A 22617-nucleotide genomic window follows, 5' to 3' on the forward strand; every position below is an offset into this window, starting at 1 on the left:
CTAAACATATTATACGAGGGTGATATAAAATGATAGAAGCTGTTTACTACACTAGCCTTAATTTTTCAACTATGAAGCTATTGATTGCTTCATCATCAAAAGGTTTACTGCTTATAGAGTTTAATAAGGAACAAGAGGAGTTTGTGGAACTGTTAAAGGATCATTTTCCAAGTTTAGAGCCAATTAAAGACAGAGAAAAAAATCTACAATACATTAATCAGCTAACCGAATATTTTCAGGGAAAAAGAAAAGAATTTACCTTTCCAATATCCTTAACAGGTACAGCCTTTCAAACTAAGGTTTGGAAAGAGTTAGCCAATATACCCTATGGAAAGACAGCCTCCTATAGGGATATTGCAGAGAGAATAGATAACCCCAAGGCAATGAGGGCGGTGGGGATGGCTAATAACAAAAATAAGCTTCCTATAGTTATTCCATGTCACCGTGTAATTGGTGTAAACAATAGGCTTATAGGCTATGGTGGTGGATTGCACATTAAAGAAGAGCTACTTAAGCTTGAAGGAATAAATGTAAAAGATGATAAGGTTATATAGACTTCAGTATAAACCACATTTGAATTGAAAAGCTCCATATAAACTAAGCTTATTATAGTAATGAATACCTCACATTATGCATAATTTGTATAAAGTCTACTTATGGTGAGGTGTTTATTTTTGAAGGAGTTAGTTAAAAATCCAATAGTTTTTATACCTGGCTTAATGGGTTCAATAGGTGAGGAGATGATAAGGGGAACTGGAAAATGGAAGTTTGGGGTTGCCAGCTGGATATATCAGCCCTTCATTAAGGGGCTAGAGGAGTTAGGCTATAGAAAAGAGGAAAACCTCTTTATATGCCATTATGATTGGAGAAAGACTGCTAAAGATGTAGAAAAAGAATATCTAAGACCATTGCTACAAACAGTAAGAGAAAAGCATCCAACTAAAAGCATTGATATAATGGCCCATAGTTATGGTGGAATTGTTACAAGGTGCTATATACAAGGTGATAATTACAACTATGATGTTGATCGGGTACTATTGATGGGTACTCCAAACTGTGGAACTGTAGAAGCATATTATTTATGGTCTACTGGTAAGCTACTAGAGGGTGAAAAAAAGAGTATAAATGACTATTTGTACAAGGGTTATCTATGGGTATTAGCTAAATTACTAAAAATATCACTTGGCTCTGGGGATGTGGAGGCTATACATAATCAGCTGCCTTCTATTGGTAATTTGATACCCTCCAATGAATACGGTGATTTTTTATGCTATGAGACAGTAAACCGAAAAATAAACGATATATCCAGACATTTAATTAGATATGATAACTTTTTGCTAGATAGGTTAAATTATAATCAAAAAATTATACAATCAAGAATAAAACAGGGTTACAGTATAATAGGAACAGGTTTTTCTACCCATGAAAAGCTGATACTAAAGGGAGAAGAGTTAATTAAAAATAATGAAGAATACATAATGGGTACAATAAAAACCCTACAGGGAGATGGTACAGTAATATTAAAGAGTGCAGAACTGAACTCTTTAAATAATATAGTGTTAAAGAAAAATCATCAAGGACTTTTAAAAGGAGCCCTAAAGGAAATTGGTGAAATATATGGAGAAGCCTTAGAGGATTCTTATGAAGAATTCAAAACCCTACATATTATAATTAGTGGGGATATTAATCTTACAATAGAGGCTGCTGGAGGGTTTAAACTGCTGGACTTAAGAAATGGCAATGTATTTAGCCGACACCAGTTTATACAGCAGGTACACCATGAAAGCCTTACTTGGATTATTATGAAGGATACTCCGATGGGAGAATATGATGTAATTACCAATAGCTTAAAGCAAGAAAAATTTAATATTTTAATAATGGGGGACGGAATTAGTAGGGATATAGATGAAGAGGTTCAACTAAATGATTTACAAGTAAATGAAAAACAGGTATTTAAGCTACAGGTAATATATGAGGAGTAATAAAAGTATATTGCTAAAAAAAATTTATTTTGATATGATAAGGTTAGTTAAAAATAAAAAGTGTAATGGTGCTTATAAGCTTAATAGGGAAAGTGGTGAAAAGCCACTACAGCCCCCGCTACTGTAAGCAAGGACTATGGCAGCATATCCACTGGGTTACCGGGAAGGAGCTGTTAGTAGGAGGACTTGTAAGTCAGGAGACCTACCAATACATTTAGAGGCAAACCTTCGGAGGGAAGGGGTTGTTTTATGCTTAAATGCAGAATAGCCCTTACCTTTTTCGGTAGGGGCTTTAACATATGTGGGGTGATGTATGGATAACAAACCATTAGTTTTAATAACAGGAGGGGCTAGAAGTGGAAAAAGCACCTTTGCAGAAGAAATACTTAAGGAATTAGAAGGTAAAGTACTGTATATTGCAACAGCAGAAGCATATGATGATGAAATGAGAGACAGAATAAAGAAGCATAGGGAAAGAAGAGCTACAAATTGGATTACCCATGAAGGATATGAAAAGCTATACGATGTAATAGGTGCATACCAAAACCAAGTTGATGCTATACTATTAGATTGTATTACACTATTAATAACTAATTTGATGCTAAAGCAGGAACTAAATTGGGAATGTATCACTCCAGAGGAAATCAGCAGTATAGAAGCATCAGTGTTTGAAGAAATTGTCAGACTGGTTAATGTGTGTAAGAAGGCACCTGTAAAGACAGTATTGGTTACTAATGAGGTTGGTCTAGGAATAGTTCCACATAATAAGTTAGCTAGAGCCTTTAGGGATATTGCAGGAAGAATAAATCAATATCTTGCAAAGGAAGGAAATGAGGTATATTTCGTAGTTAGTGGTATACCATGGAAACTAAAATAGGGGTGATTATATGGCTATTAAAAAGCTAGAAAAGGGATTAATTCACATTTATACAGGAGATGGAAAAGGTAAAACCACAGCGGCAATTGGACAAGGCACCAGAACTGCAGGAGGAGGCTACAAGGTATTAATGGTTCAGTTTTTAAAGGGAGATGACACAGGAGAGTTACATAGCATTGAAAGAATGGCTCCAAACTTTAAGCTGATTAGATATGCCCCCTTAAACAGCTTTTACAAGTTTTTAAAGGAAGAAGAGAAGGAAGCTGTAAAAAGAGAGGTTCAACAAGGATTGCAGGAAGTAATAAGCTATTTAGAAGGTGATGAGTTTAATCTTATTATATTAGATGAGATTATGGCAGTACTATTTAATGAGATATTATCTGTGGAGGATATAATTAAGCTGATTGAGAAAAAGCCTCCACTTGTTGAGCTAATACTAACTGGAAGAAATGCTCCAAAAGAGCTAATGGACCTAGCTGATTATGTTACTGAAATGAAAATGATAAAGCATCCCTTTGAAAAAGGAATATATGCTCGAAAGGGAATAGAAAGCTAATGATAAGATTCATTGGTGTATTACAATTCTTAACCCGTTTAACAATAATTAGGGACATGCCCCACCAAGAAGATTTTGACAAGGGAATAATCTATTTTCCTATTGTTGGAGCAACCATAGGATTACTACTATTGTTTGTTTTTAGAGTGGCTAATGTGTTTTTTCCCCATCAACTGGCTATTATTCTTACCATAGGCAGTTTTGTGGTCTTAACTGGTGGGCTTCACATGGATGGACTAGGAGACACCTTTGACGGATTATACAGCAATAAGTCTAGGGCAAGAATGTTGGAAATAATGAAGGATAGTTGCTTAGGAACAAATGGAGTATTGGCAATTATATTTGTACTGTTAATTAAAATTACAAGCCTATCTAGTATAGGTATTTGGAATGTATATGGTGCCTTAGTTATAATGCCAGTTTTTGGCAGGCTTTCCCTTGTGCTAGGCAGCTTTAATGCCAAGTATGCAAGAGAAACCGGACTTGGAAACATATTTATCGGTAGGGTTGAAAAAAAGCAAGTACTTATAAGCATTATATTTACAGCTATAGCCACTATATTTCAACCAGTAAGCATTTTTTTCATTCCTATATTGTGGGTCTTCACCTATTGCTTTCAAAGGTATTGTGATAAAAAAATAGGTGGAATGACAGGAGATACCTTGGGTGCCCTGTGTGAAATGGTGGAGACTCTATACCTGTTATACCTATTACTGATTATAAATATATTCTAGGAGTGAAGTAATGACAAAGCTGTATCTTGTAAGACATGGAGAAACCGATTACAACCTTAATAAAAAACTATGCGGTTGGTCAGACCCTGGCTTAAATGACAGGGGAAGAGAACAGGCTTTAAGCTTATCAAAAGCCCTTCAAAATTTAGAGTTTGATGTAATCTATAATAGTGGCTTAAAGAGGGCGGTAGAAACAACTGAAATTATTATGGAAAACAATAAGTCCGTAATATATTCCTTAGACTTTTTAAAGGAGATTCACTTTGGAAGATTTGAAGGCTTTTGTATGAATGAGATTAAAGAAAAGCACCCTCAAATATTTAAGCAGCTTCAAAAAGACTACGTGGGCTTTTGCTTTCCAGAAGGAGAAAGTCTTAGGGACATGTATAACAGAGTAGCATCAGGGATTGAAGAGTTACTTAAAACCAATGATAAAAAAAATATACTCCTTGTTTCCCATAGTGGTGTGATTAGAAACATAATAGCCCACTTAATAACTGGAGATATTAATAAGCATTGGAACTTTAAAATTGATCACTGTAGTCTTTCAATTATAGAAGCTACAGAAAATTTCAATATATTGGTTAAGCTTAATGAAGTTAAATAATTTACAAGCTATAGGAGGAGTAAATAATGAAGAAAAGTCTTATTATGTTTTTTATTATAATGCTTTTAACAGTTGGATTATTAGCGGGATGTGGCGGAGAAGAAGGGACAATTGATAAGCCAGAGGAATTGGATTCACAAGAAGAAACACAGGTGGAGGAGCCTAAGTATCCATTAGTTATAACAGATGGCTTAGGAAACCAAGTAACTATTAATAGCAAACCAGAAAAGTTTATTTCTATTGCACCAAGTCAAACAGAAATTTTATATGCATTAGGCTTAGGAGATAAGCTAGTGGCAGTATCAGATTATTGTGATTACCCTGCCGAGGCACAGGATATGGAAAAGGTGGGAAGCTCATGGACCACCAATAGTGAAAGAATAATAGAGCTTAATCCTGATATTGTATTTGTTTATGGTGAAGGACAACCTGAAGCTATTCAACAGCTTGAAGCTGCCGGTATAACAATAGTTAAGTATATGCCTGAGACAATTGAAGAAATACTTGAAACAATTGCAGTAATTGGAGAAATAGCAGATGAGGAAGAAAGGGCACAGAAGCTAATAGAAGAGATGGAAAACAAGAGGGATGAAATTATTGCTAAGGTTAAGGATAAGCCAAAGAAGAAGGTTTTTTACCAAGTATGGGATGAGCCTTTAATGACAGCAGGACCAGGATCCTTTATAGATGAATTAATTGTATTAGCTGGAGGAGAAAACATTGCTTCTGATGCAGAGGGTGCATATCCTCAATTCAGTGTAGAAGTTTTAGTTGAGAGGAACCCTGAAATATACATTGCTCCAGCCCATACCTCTGAAAAAAGCCTTTTAACAGAGGAGGAGGAGCTTCAGCTTAAAAATAACATAAAAGCAAGGCCAGGCTATTCCAATATAGCTGCTATAAAAAACGATAAAATTGAGTTATTAGAACCCAATGTAGTCTCAAGACCAGGTGCAAGAATTATAGAAGCATTAGAGCTTATTGCTAAGGCAATTCATCCAGATGCATTTTAAATTTATTATTCCCGCCCCCAAAAAGGGCGGGCTTAAAATTAATGGAGGACAAATGAAAATAAGAATTAAGTCTGTAAATAAAATTTTATTATTGCTTTTTATTCTGTTTGGGGTAGTCAGCATAGCATCGGTAGTGGGTGCCGCAAATATTTCTATACTTAATGGAATTAAAATAATTGCAAGTCAAATTCCAATTATTGATGGATTAATTGATTTATCAGGAATACCAGACTCCCACATCTTTATTATATTAAATATTCGGCTACCTAGAATAATACTCGCCCTATTAGTTGGCTACGGATTATCAATAGTTGGGGTTTCCTTTCAAGGGCTATTAAAGAACCCAATGGCAGATCCCTATGTTATTGGAACATCTTCTGGTGCAGCTCTAGGTGCTGCAATTGCGATATTATTAAAGCTCAATAAAACAATACTGGGGGTTGGGGCTGTATCGATTTTCGCCTTTATTGGGGCTTTATTGGCAACCTTTATAGTTTATCAGCTGGCAAGGGTTAAATCAAAGGTACCCGTCACCACCCTTCTACTGGCAGGTATAGCTACAGGTCAATTTTATACTGCTATTATGTCCTTTATAATGGTTATATCATCTAAGGATGTAACCAGTATAGTTTTTTGGACCTTAGGTAGCTTTTCCTCAAGAGGATGGAATCATGTGCAAATTGCCATATTACCAATAATTATTGCTTCAATAATAATCTATATTTTTTCAAAAGATTTAAATGTATTGTTACTGGGTGAAGCTACAGCACAAAACACTGGTGTTAACGTTGAGTGGGTGAAAAGAATTATTTTAGTTACAAGTGCATTTATTACTGCCTTTGCTGTTTCAGTTAGTGGAATTATAGGCTTTGTTGGCTTAATTATCCCCCATATAATGAGGATGCTGGTGGGGCCAGACCACAGGGTTTTAATACCCGCCAGCGGTCTTATGGGGGGAATATTTTTAATTGCAGCAGATACCCTAGCAAGAACCATTATAGCCCCTACTGAAGTTCCTGTTGGAATTATAACTGCATTATCCGGTGGGCCCTTTTTTATATATTTACTGAGAAGAACAAAAAAAGTGATTTAGCATGGAGGATGTTATGCAAAAATCTATAAAGGCAAGTAACATTACATTTAAGTATGACGAAGCTACAATAATCAACAATATTACATTTCAAATAGAAAAAAACTCCTTTATTACTATCATTGGACCTAATGGCTCTGGAAAATCTACCCTATTAAAGCTATTGGCTTCAAATTTAAAGCCACAGGGAGGAACAATAGTCTTAAATGATATTAGTCTTACCCAGTACTCAACTAAGGGCTTAGCCATGGAAATGGCAGTTGTTCCACAGGATACAGCTATATCCTATGACTTTAATGTAATGGATATTGTTTTAATGGGAAGAAACCCCCACATAAAAAGATTTAGTAAAGAGACCCACCATGACTTAGAAAAAGTGAAGGATGCAATGGTTGCCACTAATACCTGGCATCTTCGTGACAGAAGCATTAATGAAATTAGTGGAGGAGAAAGGCAAAGAGCGATTATTGCTAAGGCAATTGCACAAGAATCTAAGGTTATTCTATTGGATGAGCCCACCTCATCCCTTGACATACATCATCAATTAGAAGTGCTGGAGCTTTTAAAATCAATAAATAAAAAACAGGGTGTTACAATCATAGCAGTATTACACGATATTAACCTAGCTGCTAGATATAGTGAAGAGATAATTCTACTGCATAAGGGTTGCCTAGTGACTATGGGAAAAACTGAAGAGGTTTTGACGGTAGAAGCATTAAAAAAGGCCTATGCTATGGAGATGATAATTGATAGAAACCCCTATACCGGCAGTATTCAAATAAACCCAATTTCATTAATTAAGAAATCCAATCAACCCCAAAACAAAAGGATTCATTTAGTATGTGGTGGCGGAACAGGAAAGGGATTAATACAAAGCCTAGTTGAGGGGGGTTATGTAGTAACTATTGGAGTAGTTAATAGAGGAGATGGTGACTGGGAGATGGCTTCCATTTATAAGCTTCAAATGGCAGAAGAATTACCCTTTAGTGAAATAGGAGAAGGCACCATTGAAAAGGCCCATCGGCTGGCAGATGCTGCCGATATAATTATTATGACGGATTTACCAATAGGGTGGGGAAACCTAAAAAACCTAGATATTCTTTATAAACAGCTTAAAAAAGGAAAAAAAGTGTATGCCTTTAACAATAAAAATAAATTTGACTATACTGGTGGAAAAGCCTTAAAGAAATTACAGCTGTTAAAAGAAAGTGGTTTAATTTTTATAGAAGATAAGGAGCATATGCTTCATGTATTGGAGGCTTCAGTATGAAAAGGAGAAAAGGTATAATGCTGCAAGGAACAGCATCCTCAGTAGGAAAAAGCCTGTTAACTGCCGCATTATGTAGAATTTTTTTTCAAGACGGCTATAGGGTTACACCCTTTAAATCACAAAACATGGCACTAAATTCCTTTATTACAGAGGAGGGACTGGAAATGGGGAGGGCTCAGGTTATACAGGCTGAGGCCTCAAACATAGCTCCATCAGCAAAAATGAACCCTATACTGCTTAAGCCTACAGCAGAAAAGGCAGCACAGGTAATTATTAAGGGTAAGGTATATAAAAACATGACCGCCAGCCAATATCATGAATTTAAGCCACAGCTTAAGACTATGATTAAAGAAATATATGAAGAGCTAAGTAATAGCTTCGATATCGTGGTAATTGAAGGGGCAGGTAGCCCAGCAGAAATAAACCTAAAGGAAAATGATATAGTAAACATGGGTATGGCAGAAATAGCAGATAGTCCTGTTATTTTAATAGGTGATATTGATAGGGGTGGTGTTTTTGCATCCATCTATGGAACTATAATGCTGCTAGAGGAAAATGAAAGAAAAAGAATTAAAGGCATAATTATTAATAAGTTTAGAGGGGATAGAAAAATACTTGAGCCAGGGTTAAAAATGCTAGAGGAGCTAGTTAATGTACCAGTATTAGGTGTAATGCCCTACGGTGACTTAAACATTGAGGATGAAGACAGTGTTACAGACAGATTTAAAAAATCAGCAAAGAAGGAAAATGCCATAAAAGTAGATGTAATTCGTTTACCCTATATTTCAAACTTTACAGACTTTCATATTATTGAAACATTGCCACAGGTGGAGCTACGATATGTTTCCTCTACCGATAAAATAGTAGATTCAGATTTGGTAATTATACCAGGCTCAAAAAATACAATATCAGATTTAAAATATTTAAAGGATACAGGCTTAGATAAGGAAATCATAAATAGTCATAAAAGGGGAGCAGTAATATTTGGTATATGTGGAGGCTATCAAATGCTTGGTAAAAGCCTAGCTGATCCATACTCAGTTGAGGGTAATATAAAGGAAATGGATGGCTTAGGATTACTTGATATAGAAACAAAATTTGAAGGCAGTAAGGTTACTACACAGGTTGAAGGCTTTGTAGAAGCAACAGGTACTATATTTAATAGCTCAATTAAACCTATAAAGGTAGCTGGCTATGAAATACACATGGGTCGTACATTGCTGGGTAAAAATGCAATGCCCCTAATACACATTACAAAAAGGTTTAAGGATGAAGCAAATTATTTTGATGGTGCAGTAAATGAAACCGGTAATGTTTTTGGTACATACCTTCATGGTATATTTGATGATGGAGAATTTACCCTAGAGGTTATAAACTATTTACTAGAGAAGCGAGGAATGGATAGGGTTGATAAGGCTATTGACTTAAGGGGCTATAAAGAGAATGAGTATAATAAGCTTGCCAAGCTTTTTAGAGAAAACATTGACATGAAGGCTATCTATGCTATTTTGGAGGACACCCTATGCTAGTGCTACTAGGGGCATATATTATAGACATTTTTGCCGGTGATCCTGAAGACTTCCCCCATCCCGTTAGATTAATAGGTAAGCTAATAGCTAAAATAGAGTACTTTTTGTATAGTGAGGACAATAAAGAAAAGCAGCTTTTAATGGGAATGATTACCACAATACTTGTTGTAGCCATAAGCTATATAATTACCTTCTTTGTTGTGTATGCTTCCTACCTAGTCCACGAAGGCTGGGGTACTTTAATATCAATAGTAATAGCCTATACCACCCTAGCAACCAAAAGCCTTGGGCAGGAGGGCAAGAAAATATACACAACTTTAAATACTGGGGATATTACAAAAGCTAGGAAGCAATTATCCTACATTGTCAGTAGAGATACCCACGATTTATCTCAAGAAGAAATAGTTAGAGGAACAGTTGAAACAATTTCAGAGAACATTTCAGATGGAATTATTGCCCCTATCTTTTATTTAGCAATAGGAGGTCCACCTTTGGCAATGGCATATAAAGCTATAAATACCTTAGATTCTATGGTGGGCTATAAAAACAAAAGGTACATATATTTTGGAAGAGCATCGGCAAAATTAGATGATATAGTTAATTATATACCAGCAAGATTAAGTGTTGTTTTTATTTCAATAGGTAGCTTTCTAATGGGGTATGGCTTTACTAAAGCTATGAAGCTGGCAATATTACAGGGTAGAAACCATAGTAGTCCTAACTCTGGCTTTCCTGAAGCAGCTGTTGCAGGGGCCCTAATGATTCAGCTGGGTGGGGCAAGTAGATATTTTGGTGAGGTTATACATAAGCCTACAATAGGAGTAAATAAAAACCCCTTAAAGCCAAAGGTTATATTACAAACTACTAAATTAATGTATATTGCCTCCTTTGTAGGTTTATTATTTTTTATGGCTTTTAAAATGTTAATAGGTGGGATATAGATGATACATGGTGGAAATATATATGAAATTGAAGAAAAGATGGGTATTCCGAGAAATGATATACTGGATTTCAGCTCAAACATTAACCCTCTGGGGGTGCCAGATAGCCTAAAGAGAATTATTTTGAATTCAGTGGAGGATTTGGTTAAATACCCTGATATTAAATATAATGATTTAAAAAAAGCCATAGGTCAATACTATTCATTGGATAAAGCTGATATTATAGTTGGAAATGGTGCCTCTGAAATAATTTTTAATTTTATTAGGGCAATAAATCCTAAAAGACCTTTAATAGTTGAGCCTACATTTAATGAATATAGAAGATCATTAAAGAGCAAAGAAGATGCAGTACAAAATTACTTGCTTAAAGAAAAAGACTTTTTTCAATTAAAGGCTAATAAACTAATAAATTATATGGAAAATAATAAAACTATAGATATGCTAGTTATATGCAATCCAAACAACCCAACAGGAGGCCTAGTTGAGCCAAAAGAAATGCTGGATATAATTCAGTATTGTAGACTTAATAAAATATTTTTAATGGTTGATGAGGCATTCATGGATTTTGTGGCCAATGAAGCCACCTATACATTGATGGAATACTATAAAGATTATGATAACCTCATGCTTGTAAGGGCCTTTACTAAGTTTTATGGTGTTCCGGGATTAAGATTAGGCTTTGGAATTACCAGTAATGAAAAAGTCAAAAGGAAGGTAGAAGCCCTATTGCCTCCCTGGAACATTAATACCTTTGGAGGTTATTTTGGTGAAGTTATTCTGTCTGAAAAAAAGTATGTTTTAAACACTAGAGAGTGGCTTAGTAAGCAGCAAGAATGGTTTACTGACAAGTTAATTGCTATAAAGGATATAAAGGTTTTTCCTACGAGGGTAAATTTTATTTTAATAAAAATTCTAACAAAGCAGTTAACAGCAAAGCAATTGCAGCAAAGGCTGTTAAGAAAAGGAATACTAATTAGAGACTGTTCAGATTTTATTGGGTTAAATAAACAATATTTTAGATTAGCCATTAAAGATAAAGCTTCAAATGAAAGGCTTTTAAGTGATTTAACCAATGCTTTAAAATAAAAAAACACCTGGATTACCAAGTGTTAGTTTGTATTACAATCTGAACAAATTCCATAAAAGGTTAAGTGCTGCTTAGTTACCTTATAGTTCACTAATTTTGCTACAACTGCTTTCAAGTCATCAAAGTATTCTTCAGGTAAGTCCTCCACCTTATTACATTTTGAACATATAACGTGGGGATGAACCTTTGGGTTAGGATCGTATCTAAAGCTATTCTCTCCTAAATTAATAGCCTGAATAAGACCAAGCTCTGCGAAAAGCTCTAGTGATTTATATACCGTAGCCAAACTAATTGTAGGGTAGTTAGGCTCTAGCATTTTAAATATTGCTTCAGCATTAGGATGATCCTTATTATTCCTTAAAACATGATATACAGCTAGTCGTTGTGGTGTTATTTTGCACTTGTGATTTTTTAATACTTTCACCAAGGCTTCCATTTAAACACCCCCTAAAAAATAATATATTATCCATTATTCATCCTAATTATAAGTTAACACTAAAAAATTGTCAATCCTTGTTAATAAAGTTTAATAATTGTCCACAAACATGTCTGTTAGGAGGAAAAAAAGATGTATAGGCTTATTGTATTAGATATGGATGGAACACTGCTGAACAGTAATAGTGAGATTAGCAAAGAAAACAAAACCATGTTAAAAAAAGCTAAAGATGCAGGAGTTAACATTGCTATAGCTACTGGAAGAATTTTTACATCTGCTAGATTTTATGCTGAGATTTTAGGAATTAATACCCCGATAATAGCTTGTAATGGAGCTTTAATACGTAACTTTCATGATAATAGGGTTATTTACTCAGACCCATTAAAAGTAGAAGATGCAATAAAAGTAATAGAAATCTGTGATAATTATGATTTGTATTATCATTTTTATGATCAAGAAAAATTATGTGTGATAGATAAAAATATTGACTACCTAAAGGACTATTACTGGAGGGGAAGAAAGAGAATAAATGATGGTATCCATATTGAGTCTATTGGTAACAGCATAGAATATATTTATAATTACAGGCCAGAATTGTTAAAGTTTGTTATTGTTAATGAAGATAGAGATAGATTAGAAGATATAAGAAAGGAATTCAACAGCATTCATAATGTTGAAGTAGATAAGTCGTGGTATAATAATTTAGAGATAATGAATAAAGGGGTTTCAAAGGGAAAAGCTATTTTAAAGCTAAGTCAGCTAATGAACATAAAAAAGGATGAAATAATAGCCTTTGGTGATAATTATAATGATCTTTCTATGAAGGATTATGTAGGTACCTTTGTTGCTATGGGAAACAGTGAGGCTGAAGTTAAAAACAAAGCCCACTATGTTACAGAAACAAATGATAATCATGGTGTGGCTATAGGTATTAAGAAGTACCTTTTATCTTAGCAGAGTTACAAATAGTTACACTTTAATAAATTTTTTTATAATAGGGGGAATGTTATAAAATGAAGACGGTTGCCATATCTAAAGCTAATGATTATAAGTATGAAAACGTGAGGGCTGCCATTGAAGATTCCATAGATCACCTTGGTGGATTAAGTAAATACATAAAAAAGGGACAAAGGGTTTTGCTAAAGCTTAATTTACTTATGAAAAAAAGGCCTGAAGAAGCTGTTACTACCCATCCTGTATTTGTAAAAGCACTGGGGGATATATTAGTAGAATATGGCTGTGAGGTTATATTAGGAGATAGCCCTGCTGGTCCCTATACTATAAGACAGCTGGAGGGTGTTTATAGGGCCTGTGGCATTGAAGAAATAGCTATTGAAGGGGGCTTTATTCTAAATAAAGATGTTGAAGTGGTTGAAAGAGATTTTCCAGATGGTATGGCAATAAAGAAAATAAACTTAATTAAAATTGTTGAGGATGTAGATGTGGTCATATCTGTTTCTAAGTTGAAAACCCATGGTATGGCTGTATTTACTGGGGCTGTCAAAAATATGTTTGGGGTAATACCGGGTTTACAAAAAATTGACTATCATTTTAAAATGCCAGATGTGTATCAATTTTGCAATATGCTGGTTGATGTATGTAGCTATGTAAAACCAACCCTTTCCTTTATGGATGGCATAATAGGAATGGAGGGTGAAGGACCATCAGCAGGAGACCCAAGAAAAGTAGGGCTAGTTCTAGCCTCAGAAAGTCCCTATCATTTAGATGCAATTGCGGCAAAAATAATTGGATTAGCAGCATCTAAAGTACCCACTATAAAAAATAGTATTGAGAGGGGTTTAATAAAGGAAAACTTAGAGGATTGCTTAGTAAAGGGCCTATCACTGGAGGAGTGCAATGTAAAAGAGTTTAACGTGCCAAGTATGAATAGTATACACTTTATTAAAGGAAGAGTTCCTGCATTTTTAGAAAAAATACTAATGAATGCCCTTCAGCCAAAACCACTATTTCTTCACCAAGACTGTATAGGCTGTAAAGACTGTCAAGTTAGCTGCCCTCCTGATGCAATTATTATGAAGGATAATAAGCCATATGTTGATTTGAAAAAATGTATTAGATGCTTCTGCTGTCAGGAGCTTTGTCCTAAAAAGGCTGTGGCTATAAAACGAAGAAAGCTCATTAATCGTATTTTAAGAATGTAATTAGCTGATATTTAATGAAGTACTTGCGTTAAAGAAAGGAGTATGTTAGTGAAGAGCAGAAGAGTAAATGAGCCCTACGTCTACATATCAAAAAGTCCAATTAAAAGAGAGGCTATTTCCAGTGCATTAAATGGGTTACCTATAAAAAAGCTTGTTAAAGAGGGGGACCATGTTGTAATTACCCCCAATTGGGTTAAGGCAAAGCCAGCAAATACCGCTACTGTAGTTGGGCCCCAAACTCTACAAGAATTAATTAAGTGTATAAAGGGTATGAAGCCTAAAAAAATAACTATAGCATGTGGCTCTGGTGGGGATAAAACTCTTGATGTTTTTTATAAGGTTGGCTATAAGAAGGTAATTGATGAAGAAGAGGTAGAATTTATAGATTTGAATTTTGGCCCCTTCATAGACTTAAGCCTTGATCATGATATTATTAAATCAACAAAAATAAACAGAATAATTGAAGATATGGATGTGCTTGTTAGCTTTAGTCAGCTAAAGCTTCACGAAGAAGCTACAATAAGTGGAACTGTTAAAAATATTGCATTAGGATGGCCTCCAGCAGAGGTACATGGATATCCAAAGAAAAATCTAGGCATCCATGAGGATTTGCATGGATTTATAAGGGCAATATCAAAGAAAATAGCTACAGATATTGCAATATTAAGCGTTGATAAAGCCATGATTGGTACAGGCCCCTCCGATGGTAAAGCAGTTAATACAGAGGGGTTAATTATAGCCTCAACTGATGCTGTGGCAGCAGATGCAATTGGTGGTAGATTATTGGGATTTCTTCCACAGGCAATAAGCTATATATACAGCCTTTATAAAGAAGGGTTTGGAGAAGCCGATCCTAAAAATATGATAATTAAAGGCTTATCCTTAGAAGAAGCTGAAAAGATTTTTTCCATTGCCGCCTATAATCAAGAGGTGGTTTTAGATAAAAATAACCAAATAAAAAATATACATGGTAATCAATAGTTATGATGTTTTATAACCTTAATTATCAAGAAATTGACAATTATTTTGTTAGATAAATAATACCAACGGTTTTAGGTCCACAGTGACTTGAAATTACACAGCCTGCAGAGGTTATTATTATGCTTTTAGGTGATAAAGCCTCTTCTAATCCCTTTTTTAATAATTTAGCCTCTTCATCTGCTTCTGAATGGGTAATAATTATTCTCTTTAAATCAATCCTATCCTTATCCTTCATAGTAAGCTCAATTAATGACCTTAAGGACTTTTCAATTTTCCCTCTAGTTTTATGGCCTAAAATCATTCTGCCATCTACTACCTGCACAATGGGTTTAATTTTAAGCATTCCACCTACAAAGCTTTGTATTGCAGAGCATCTACCCCCCTTATGCAAGTACTCCAACGTGTTAATTACGAAGGAGGTTTTTACCTTTGGAAGGCTTTCTTGAATTCTAGCAAAAATCTCTTTAAGGGTTAATCCCTCCTTAACAAAATCTGCTGCCATCAAAACCAACAAACCTATTCCTGTTGATAGGTTAAAGGAGTCAATTATCTTTATTCGTCCTTCTGGAAATTCGTTAGCTGCTATTTTTGCATTTTGTATAGTTGATGACAGCCTTGAGGATAAGCCAATATATAATATATCGTCTCCATTATCGATATAGGGCTTAAATACTTCATGGAAGTCCTTAGGTGAGGGTGCAGAGGTTTTGGGTAATTCTTTAAGCTTATTCACCTTAGAATAAAGCTCTGCTGCTGTTATGTCTACACCATCCCTATAGCTTACATCCTTAAAAACAACATACAATGGAACAATGGCAATATTCAGCTCCTTAACTATAGCAGAAGAAAGATCACAGGTACTGTCGGTAATAATTTTAATATTTGCCACTTTAAATGCCTCCCCTATAAAAATACCTCTAGTAATAATAATACCTAAAATAGGAAAAATTTCAAATGTAAAATAAAAGAAATATAAAGAAATAGCTTCCATTAATAAGGGTAAATTCTTTAAAACCCCTAGAACATCTACATTACTATTATATTATTTCTTTTGTATTTGTGATAAGGTTTATTTTAAAAAATTTACAACCAATCATTAGAATTTGATATAGAATTTTTAAATACTTTACTACTATTGAATTGAAATTACCAATTATTAATTTTATCTTTTATCAAATATAATGTATATGGTATTGAAAACTATTACATAAGGAGGATGAAAATGTTTAGCAGTAAAGGTAAAATTATAGCAACAGGTGGAATTATTGGTATATTAAGTGCCCTATTAGTTAAATTTGGTAATCCCGTAAACATGGGAGTATGTGTAGCATGCTTCTTTAGAGATATTGCAGGTAGCTTAGGCTTACATAGGGCTGCGGTGGTTCAATACATAAGACCAGAAATTTCAGGCTTTATCTTAGGTGCTTTTCTTATAGCTAAGGTAAAGGGTGAGTTTAAGCCTAGAGGTGGATCATCCCCAATGATTAGGTTTGTTTTAGGTTTCTTTCTAATGATTGGAGCATTGGTTTTTCTTGGTTGTCCCCTACGTATGATATTAAGACTAGCAAATGGTGATTTAAATGCTATTACAGGTATATTAGGCTATACAGCTGGTATATGGGTAGGTATACAATTCCTTAAAAAGGGCTTTACTTTAGGTAAAAGCACGATAAATGCCAACGCTACAGGGTACACTATGCCAGTATTTGCTGTCATAATACTTCTTTTATTAATTGCAGCACCAACCTTTATAATCTTCAGTGAAAGTGGACCTGGTTCTATGGCTGCTCCTATTGTACTAGCTTTAGGTGCTGGTTTAGTTATAGGAGCCATTCTACAGAGAACAAGACTATGTACAGCTGGTGGATTTCGTGATGTTATATTAATAAAGGATTTCCACTATATGTATGGCCTAATTGGTATCTTTGCTTTCGCACTAATTGGAAATGTGATATTTAACTTTGAAGCCATTAACATTGGCTTTGTAGGTCAACCTATTGCCCATAATAATCATTTATGGAACTTTTTAGGCATGACACTTACAGGTATTACAGCAGTTTTATTGGGAGGTTGTCCATTAAGACAAACCATTCTTGCAGGTGAAGGAGATGGTGATGCAGCAATTACTATACTTGGACTGATTACTGGTGCAGCCTTTGCCCATAACTTTGGCTTAGCTGCAAGTCCTGCTGGGGTAACAACAAATGGTAAGATTGCTGTCATTATTGGAATAGTAATAGCAATTGCTATTGGCTATAGCGTTGTTACAGCTGTTAAAAGGAAAACAGATAAAATTAATAAAGAGGGAGAGGTTGAAGTTGGCATATAATATTGTTGATGCAAGGGGCAGATCATGCCCAGAGCCAGTGATTATGACAAAGGAAGCCCTAGATATATATAAAGGTGAGACAGTAGAGGTTAAGGTTGATGCTATGGTGGCGGTAGAAAATATTAAACGCTATGCAGGAAATCTTGGCTTCATAGTAGAAGTAGAAGAAAGTAACAATGACTATAGGCTACTAATCAGAAAATAGGGTGATAACTTGAATAATTTTTACTGTGTGATGACATTCCATTCCACATATCATGCACTGAATTTCGAAAAAGTATTAAAGGATTTAAATTACGAAGTAAGACTTATGCCTGTTCCCAGGCAGGTTAGCTCCAGTTGTGGTACAGCGGCAGAGTTTCCTTGTGAAAAGAAGGAGGAGATTCTAAAAATCTGTTTAAGCAATCAAATTGAAATGGATAACACCTACAAAATAGAAAGTCAAAGTAAAAGCAACTGGTTTGTAAAATTAATAAATGGAAAAAAAGAATAGCTACGTAAGCTATTCTTTTTTAATGAGAATTATACAAGCCTAACCTGATGATATACCTTTTTTCCCTTTCTAATCATTAGAGAACCATCTAAGAACAATGACTCTGTTATGTTAAAATTAAAGTCAGTTATCTTCTCGTCATTTATAGAAACTCCACCCTGCTGTACAAGACGTCTACCTTCTCCACGAGAAGAGGCTAATTCAGTGGTTACTAGTAAAGCAAGTATATCCATCTCTATCAGCTCCTTTTTAGTTACCTCAGTTGTAGGAACCGACCCCCCCATAGAAGCCTTGCCAAACAATGCCTTAGCAGCCTCCTCAGCCTTCTCTGCCTCAATCTCACCGTGGGCTAGCTTTGTAACTTCAAATGCCAATACTTCCTTTGCTCTATTAATTTCTGCACCCTCTAAAGAACCTAGTCTTCTTACCTCCTCCATCGGTAGGAAGGTTAGTAGAGATAAGCAATTTTCAACATCCTTGTCATCTACATTTCTCCAGTATTGGTAGAACTCGAAGGGTGCGGTTTTTTCTGGATCAAGCCAAATTGCACCGGATTCTGTTTTTCCCATTTTTTTACCTTCGCTAGTTGTTAATAGGGTAAAGGTCATGCCGTAGGCAGATTCACCTTCAATACGACGAATCAAGTCAGCACCAGCAATAATATTAGACCATTGATCATCCCCTCCAAGCTGTAGTCTACAGCCATGTCTTCTGTATAGCTCTAAAAAGTCATAGGCCTGCATTATCATATAATTAAACTCTAAGAAGGATAACCCCTTCTCCATTCTGTTTTTATAGCATTCAGCCGTTAGCATTCTGTTTACAGAAAAGTGCTTGCCTACCTCCCTTAAAAAAGGTATATACTCCAGCTTCATTAACCAATCGGCATTATTTGCTAATATTCCTTTACCTTCATTAAAATCCAAAAGCCCCTTAGTCTGTTGTAAAAATCCTTCACCATTTCGATTTATTTCTTCAGGTGTAAGCATTTTCCTCATGTCGGTTTTTCCAGAGGGGTCACCAATCATAGCAGTACCTCCACCAATGAGGAAGATCGGCTTATGTCCTGCCCTTTGTAGGTGGGACATTGCTATTACTTGAAGGAAATGACCAATATGCAAGCTATCGGCTGTTGGGTCAAAGCCGATATAAAAAGCCACCTTTTTCTTACCTAAAAGCTCTCTAATCTCATCTTCATGGGTTGCTTGCTTAATAAAGCCCCTTTCCTTTAATACATCAAATACATTTGTCATGTTATTTTACCTCCTATCTAATAAATTGAAAAATAAAAGGGCCTTCATCATCCAAAAGGACGAGAAAACCCGTGGTACCACCTTTATTTACATGAATAAAACACATTCATGCCTCAAATCACTTAACGTGTGATGTCGTGGAGTATTCTCCAAAGCTCCAGAGTGTAATTCATCCCTCCATGTACTGTAGGCTTTTCAGCTGCCAACCTACTCTCTAAATTTGTAACCATGGTAGACTAATTTAATCCTTCATAGCCTATTACTCATCTAATTTGAATCATTTTATCAAAAAAATCCAATAATTACAAGTAAAATACTGAAAAATTATTAAAAAAATCATTTAAAGAATATGCTATACCTTAACTAATAGTATGTCTATTATGGATAAAGCTAATCATTACAACTATTACCAATGTAATCCCACAGGCATCCATAGTAAAATGATATTATGCAAATAAAAATAAAGGGGACATTAAAGATTATGATTATAAAGAAGCAAAAAAAACTTACATATACTTTATTAATTATTACTATATTAACTACATTGGCATTAGCTTCACACTACATATTGGCCCATAACCAAATGGAAGTTAACCTAAAGGCTGAAGGAGAAAAAATTGCTATTGAAGAAGAGTTAAAAAACCATAATAATGATGGCGAAGCTGATTTAATTTCAGCCGATAATCAAGGTGAGGATAAATCACCCCAGGAAAAAACTATAACCGATGAAACTGATGAAAATATTCAGATTGATGACAAAAATATAGAAAATGAGATAAATAGAAGTGATAAAGATCAGCAACAGAATGTTGAGAAGATAGATAACAAGCAAGAGGAGCTAAATAAACCTGATAACTCAGATGATGTTAATAATAACTCAAAGGAATCGATAAAACTAGGGGAACTGGTAAGTGAAGACTTAAATAGGTATGTGTTGGAGATTATAAAAACCTACAAACTTGGAACACCTTACCTATTAAATACAAATTATGATAGCTATAATGGAGTTACAACAAACTTATATTATAAGGATAAATTACTGTTAAGGGCTAATCCCAGCGGAGATAAGGCTAGTCATTGCGTTGGAATCACCTTTGAAGTCTTTTTTAAAGCTATGCAAAAAAGAAATAAAGCTGTAGGACTGTCTCCAAATGATTTTAATGGAATGAATTGGAAACAGCTTTATGACTTTGTCTTAACATGGTATGTGGCAGGTGGTAATAAAAGAACCCATAACCTAGCAATAGCACTAGAAAAATATGGGGTTGGACAACGCATATATAATATGGAGGATGCTAAAGCAGGAGATTTTATTGACTTCTCAAGAGATAATAATACTGGACATACTGTAGTCTTTCTTAATTGGATTAAAGAAAATGACAAGATTATTGGGTTAAGATACTGGTCAAGTCAAGATTCTACAAATGGAATAAACTATAGAGAGGAATACTTTAATATTAAAAATGGGGACGGAGAAAAATATGGTAATATTATTATTGATCAGCTGTATATAGGTAGAGTATCAGCTATTTCCAATTACAAAGACTTTTAATATGCAATAAGCTAGCCTAGTGTAGGGAACTCTATTTCTTGGCCATGCCCTTCGATAACTGCTACTTTTTTGTGTATGCTCTTAACCTTTTCGGCGAACTTGTTAGTAATACTAAAATTATCAGCAAAATGTATTGGTACAAATAGCTTTGGGTTTATCACATTTAAGAAATATTCTCCAGCTAAGTAATAAAATTCATCTAATCTAGGGTCCACTGGTACAAAGGCTATATCAATTGAAGTTCCAACTAATTTGTTGATTTCTGTCTTAAAATCAATTTCTTCCTTAAGAAGCTGCTCTTCACTAAATTCTTTCCAATGCCACCAGTTAAGATCTCCTGCATGAAAAATTATAAAGTCATCAATGTATATTAAGAAAGATACCCCCCTATCAGTAGATCCATATGTGTTAATTGTAATATCATACAGCTTCAAGGATTCATATGGATTAACTTGATGATAGTTCTTCTTATAATTTAAGATTTCAATATCATTACCTAATATATATTGAATATTTGATAGATATTTTTCCCATTGAAAAATAACAGGGTCAAAATGATCCCTATGACTATGACTGGCAAAAACTAAAATCTTCTTATCACTTGGAATATCAGACTCAGATAGTATTCCATCCTTAATGCTTTTTGTAGTAGAACCCTCAATATTATTATTGAAATAATCAAATATAAGAAAATGCTTGTCGGTCTCGACAGTTACACTACTATGATGCAGGTGTTTTATTTTTACTCCCTTATTCATTTATATCCCTCCTAATCCTTATAACTATATATTACCATATTTATACCCATACTACATATTATATCAAAGGGGCAGGTAAAGAAACCAAGAAAAAAAGGACTTATTAAGAAAATATAAAAGTCCTTTTAAATACTTATTTAACCTTTGGTATATTTCTTCCATAAAAGATTTCAGACATTTCCTTTTTAAGACGTAGCTTTATTTTTTTCCTTTCACCAGGCCTTAATTCAGATTTCTGAATACCGAAAAGGTAATTATCTAAATCAAATTCCTTCAATAGCATTTTGGTGTGAAATATATTTTCTTGATATACATTAACATCTATCATCTGATAGCGATTTCGTGTATCACTAGAAATATAGTTTTGGATAGAATTTATCTTATGGTCAATAAAGTATTTTTTACCGTTTACATCTCTTGTGAAGCCACGAACACGGTAGTCTATAGTCATAATATCTGAATCAAAACTGTGAATTAGATAATTTAGTGCCTTTAAAGGGGATATATGACCACAGGTAGAAACGTCAATATCTGCTCTAAAGGTACTGATACCCTCGTCTGGGTGACTCTCAGGATATGTGTGAACAGTAATGTGACTTTTGTCTAAATGACCTACAACAGCATCAGGTAATGGTCCAGGAGTTTCAGAAGCAGCATCATCATGGGCCTCCTGTGTAACTAAGCCTTCTGAAACCAGCATAGTTACACTTGCACCTTGTGGCTCGTAATCTTGCTTTGCAATATTAAGTATATTAGCACCAATAATATTTGAAACATCTGTTAATATTTTAGTGAGTCTATCTGCATTATATTGCTCATCAATATATTCAATATATCCCTTACGATCTTCAAGAGTTTTTGCATAGCAAATATCATACATATTAAAGCTTAAGGTTTTAGTTAAGTTATTAAAGCCGTATAGTTTAAGCTTTCTTATACCTTTTATCTCCATCTTATATTATCTTCC

24 protein-coding genes and 1 riboswitch are annotated in these 22617 nt (G+C 34.6%); of the genes, 19 read left to right on the plus strand and 5 right to left on the minus strand.

All coding sequences use genetic code 11. The features are described from left to right. Positions 1–29 precede the first annotated feature (29 nt). From F8154_RS11085 to cobD, 12 genes are all read left to right on the plus strand, one after another. A complete protein-coding gene (locus tag F8154_RS11085) occupies positions 30–554 on the plus strand; it encodes a methylated-DNA--[protein]-cysteine S-methyltransferase (RefSeq protein ID WP_151861686.1) in 525 nt (174 codons plus the stop codon). A 120-nt stretch (positions 555–674) separates the two neighbouring features. After that, a complete protein-coding gene (locus tag F8154_RS11090; protein ID WP_192930263.1) occupies positions 675–1982 on the plus strand; it encodes an esterase/lipase family protein in 1308 nt (435 codons plus the stop codon). 49 nt (positions 1983–2031) lie between these two features. Then, positions 2032–2206: riboswitch (cobalamin riboswitch) on the plus strand. An 89-nt stretch (positions 2207–2295) separates the two neighbouring features. After that, positions 2296–2859 (plus strand): bifunctional adenosylcobinamide kinase/adenosylcobinamide-phosphate guanylyltransferase, encoded by a 564-nt coding sequence (gene cobU / locus F8154_RS11095; protein ID WP_151861688.1) that lies wholly within the window; start codon positions 2296–2298, stop codon positions 2857–2859. A 10-nt stretch (positions 2860–2869) separates the two neighbouring features. Continuing rightward, entirely contained in the window at positions 2870–3415 is a 546-nt protein-coding gene (locus F8154_RS11100; RefSeq protein WP_151861689.1) for a cob(I)yrinic acid a,c-diamide adenosyltransferase, read from the plus strand. Beyond that, positions 3415–4149 (plus strand): adenosylcobinamide-GDP ribazoletransferase, encoded by a 735-nt coding sequence (cobS, locus tag F8154_RS11105; RefSeq protein WP_151861690.1) that lies wholly within the window; start codon positions 3415–3417, stop codon positions 4147–4149. Before F8154_RS11100 ends, cobS begins: the two co-directional genes overlap by 1 nt. 10 nt (positions 4150–4159) lie before the next feature. Beyond that, a complete protein-coding gene (locus F8154_RS11110; protein WP_151861691.1) occupies positions 4160–4756 on the plus strand; it encodes a histidine phosphatase family protein in 597 nt (198 codons plus the stop codon). A gap of 26 nt (positions 4757–4782) precedes the next feature. Beyond that, positions 4783–5769 carry an ABC transporter substrate-binding protein gene (locus tag F8154_RS11115; protein WP_192930264.1) on the plus strand — a complete coding sequence of 329 codons (987 nt, stop codon included), beginning with the start codon at positions 4783–4785 and terminating at the stop codon, positions 5767–5769. A gap of 52 nt (positions 5770–5821) precedes the next feature. Next, positions 5822–6862, plus strand: coding sequence for a FecCD family ABC transporter permease (locus F8154_RS11120; protein WP_151861693.1), 1041 nt, complete (start codon positions 5822–5824; stop codon positions 6860–6862). Positions 6863–6875: 13 nt separating this feature from the next. Continuing rightward, on the plus strand, positions 6876–8129 hold the full coding sequence (locus F8154_RS11125; protein WP_192930265.1) for an ABC transporter ATP-binding protein: 1254 nt from the start codon (positions 6876–6878) through the stop codon (positions 8127–8129). Then, positions 8126–9658 (plus strand): cobyric acid synthase, encoded by a 1533-nt coding sequence (locus F8154_RS11130; RefSeq protein ID WP_243141237.1) that lies wholly within the window; start codon positions 8126–8128, stop codon positions 9656–9658. Before F8154_RS11125 ends, F8154_RS11130 begins: the two co-directional genes overlap by 4 nt. After that, positions 9652–10599 (plus strand): adenosylcobinamide-phosphate synthase CbiB, encoded by a 948-nt coding sequence (gene cbiB, locus F8154_RS11135; protein WP_151861695.1) that lies wholly within the window; start codon positions 9652–9654, stop codon positions 10597–10599. Before F8154_RS11130 ends, cbiB begins: the two co-directional genes overlap by 7 nt. Continuing rightward, entirely contained in the window at positions 10600–11685 is a 1086-nt protein-coding gene (cobD, locus tag F8154_RS11140; RefSeq protein ID WP_151861696.1) for a threonine-phosphate decarboxylase CobD, read from the plus strand. A gap of 23 nt (positions 11686–11708) precedes the next feature. Here cobD and F8154_RS11145 read toward each other — a convergent pair whose 3' ends face one another. Further along, positions 11709–12122, minus strand: coding sequence for a transcriptional regulator PerR (locus tag F8154_RS11145; protein ID WP_151861697.1), 414 nt, complete (start codon positions 12120–12122; stop codon positions 11709–11711). Positions 12123–12254: 132 nt separating this feature from the next. On the opposite strand from F8154_RS11145, the gene F8154_RS11150 reads away from it, so the two are divergent. Genes F8154_RS11150 through F8154_RS11160 form a run of 3 tightly spaced genes read left to right on the plus strand, consistent with a single transcriptional unit; the run spans position 12255 to position 15265 of the window. Beyond that, positions 12255–13076: a Cof-type HAD-IIB family hydrolase gene (locus tag F8154_RS11150; RefSeq protein ID WP_151861698.1), complete on the plus strand. Its 822-nt coding sequence runs from the start codon at positions 12255–12257 to the stop codon at positions 13074–13076. Positions 13077–13135: 59 nt separating this feature from the next. After that, the gene (locus F8154_RS11155) at positions 13136–14284 is read left to right on the plus strand and encodes a DUF362 domain-containing protein (RefSeq protein ID WP_151861699.1); all 1149 of its coding nucleotides are present in this window, start codon (positions 13136–13138) and stop codon (positions 14282–14284) included. Between the two features lie 42 nt (positions 14285–14326). Beyond that, a complete protein-coding gene (locus F8154_RS11160; RefSeq protein ID WP_192930266.1) occupies positions 14327–15265 on the plus strand; it encodes a DUF362 domain-containing protein in 939 nt (312 codons plus the stop codon). A 40-nt stretch (positions 15266–15305) separates the two neighbouring features. Here F8154_RS11160 and F8154_RS11165 read toward each other — a convergent pair whose 3' ends face one another. Next, positions 15306–16154, minus strand: a complete 849-nt coding sequence (locus F8154_RS11165; RefSeq protein ID WP_151861701.1) for a DegV family protein — start codon at positions 16152–16154, stop codon at positions 15306–15308. A gap of 333 nt (positions 16155–16487) precedes the next feature. On the opposite strand from F8154_RS11165, the gene yedE reads away from it, so the two are divergent. From yedE to F8154_RS11180, 3 genes are read left to right on the plus strand one after another with little or no spacing between them, the layout of a single operon-like run. Continuing rightward, positions 16488–17594, plus strand: coding sequence for a YedE family putative selenium transporter (gene yedE, locus F8154_RS11170; RefSeq protein WP_151861702.1), 1107 nt, complete (start codon positions 16488–16490; stop codon positions 17592–17594). Then, positions 17584–17799 (plus strand): sulfurtransferase TusA family protein, encoded by a 216-nt coding sequence (locus F8154_RS11175; RefSeq protein ID WP_151861703.1) that lies wholly within the window; start codon positions 17584–17586, stop codon positions 17797–17799. The genes yedE and F8154_RS11175 overlap by 11 nt, the downstream gene beginning before the upstream one ends. 30 nt (positions 17800–17829) lie before the next feature. Continuing rightward, on the plus strand, positions 17830–18087 hold the full coding sequence (locus F8154_RS11180) for a DUF3343 domain-containing protein (protein WP_243141238.1): 258 nt from the start codon (positions 17830–17832) through the stop codon (positions 18085–18087). 29 nt (positions 18088–18116) lie between these two features. Here F8154_RS11180 and tyrS read toward each other — a convergent pair whose 3' ends face one another. Next, the gene (gene tyrS, locus F8154_RS11185; RefSeq protein ID WP_151861705.1) at positions 18117–19340 is read right to left on the minus strand and encodes a tyrosine--tRNA ligase; all 1224 of its coding nucleotides are present in this window, start codon (positions 19338–19340) and stop codon (positions 18117–18119) included. 481 nt (positions 19341–19821) lie between these two features. Between tyrS and F8154_RS11190 the strand changes: the two genes are divergently transcribed. Further along, positions 19822–20892 carry a hypothetical protein gene (locus F8154_RS11190; protein ID WP_151861706.1) on the plus strand — a complete coding sequence of 357 codons (1071 nt, stop codon included), beginning with the start codon at positions 19822–19824 and terminating at the stop codon, positions 20890–20892. Between the two features lie 11 nt (positions 20893–20903). Here F8154_RS11190 and F8154_RS11195 read toward each other — a convergent pair whose 3' ends face one another. Together F8154_RS11195 and speD are read right to left on the minus strand one after the other, a co-directional pair. Beyond that, complete coding sequence (locus F8154_RS11195) at positions 20904–21650, minus strand: MBL fold metallo-hydrolase (protein WP_151861707.1); 747 nt, start codon at positions 21648–21650, stop codon at positions 20904–20906. Positions 21651–21783: 133 nt separating this feature from the next. Beyond that, positions 21784–22602, minus strand: a complete 819-nt coding sequence (gene speD / locus F8154_RS11200) for an adenosylmethionine decarboxylase (RefSeq protein ID WP_151861708.1) — start codon at positions 22600–22602, stop codon at positions 21784–21786. Positions 22603–22617: the final 15 nt, after the last annotated feature.

The organism is Alkaliphilus pronyensis, from assembly GCF_009017275.1.
GTDB classification, from domain to species: Bacteria; Bacillota; Clostridia; order Peptostreptococcales; family Natronincolaceae; genus Alkaliphilus_C; species Alkaliphilus_C pronyensis.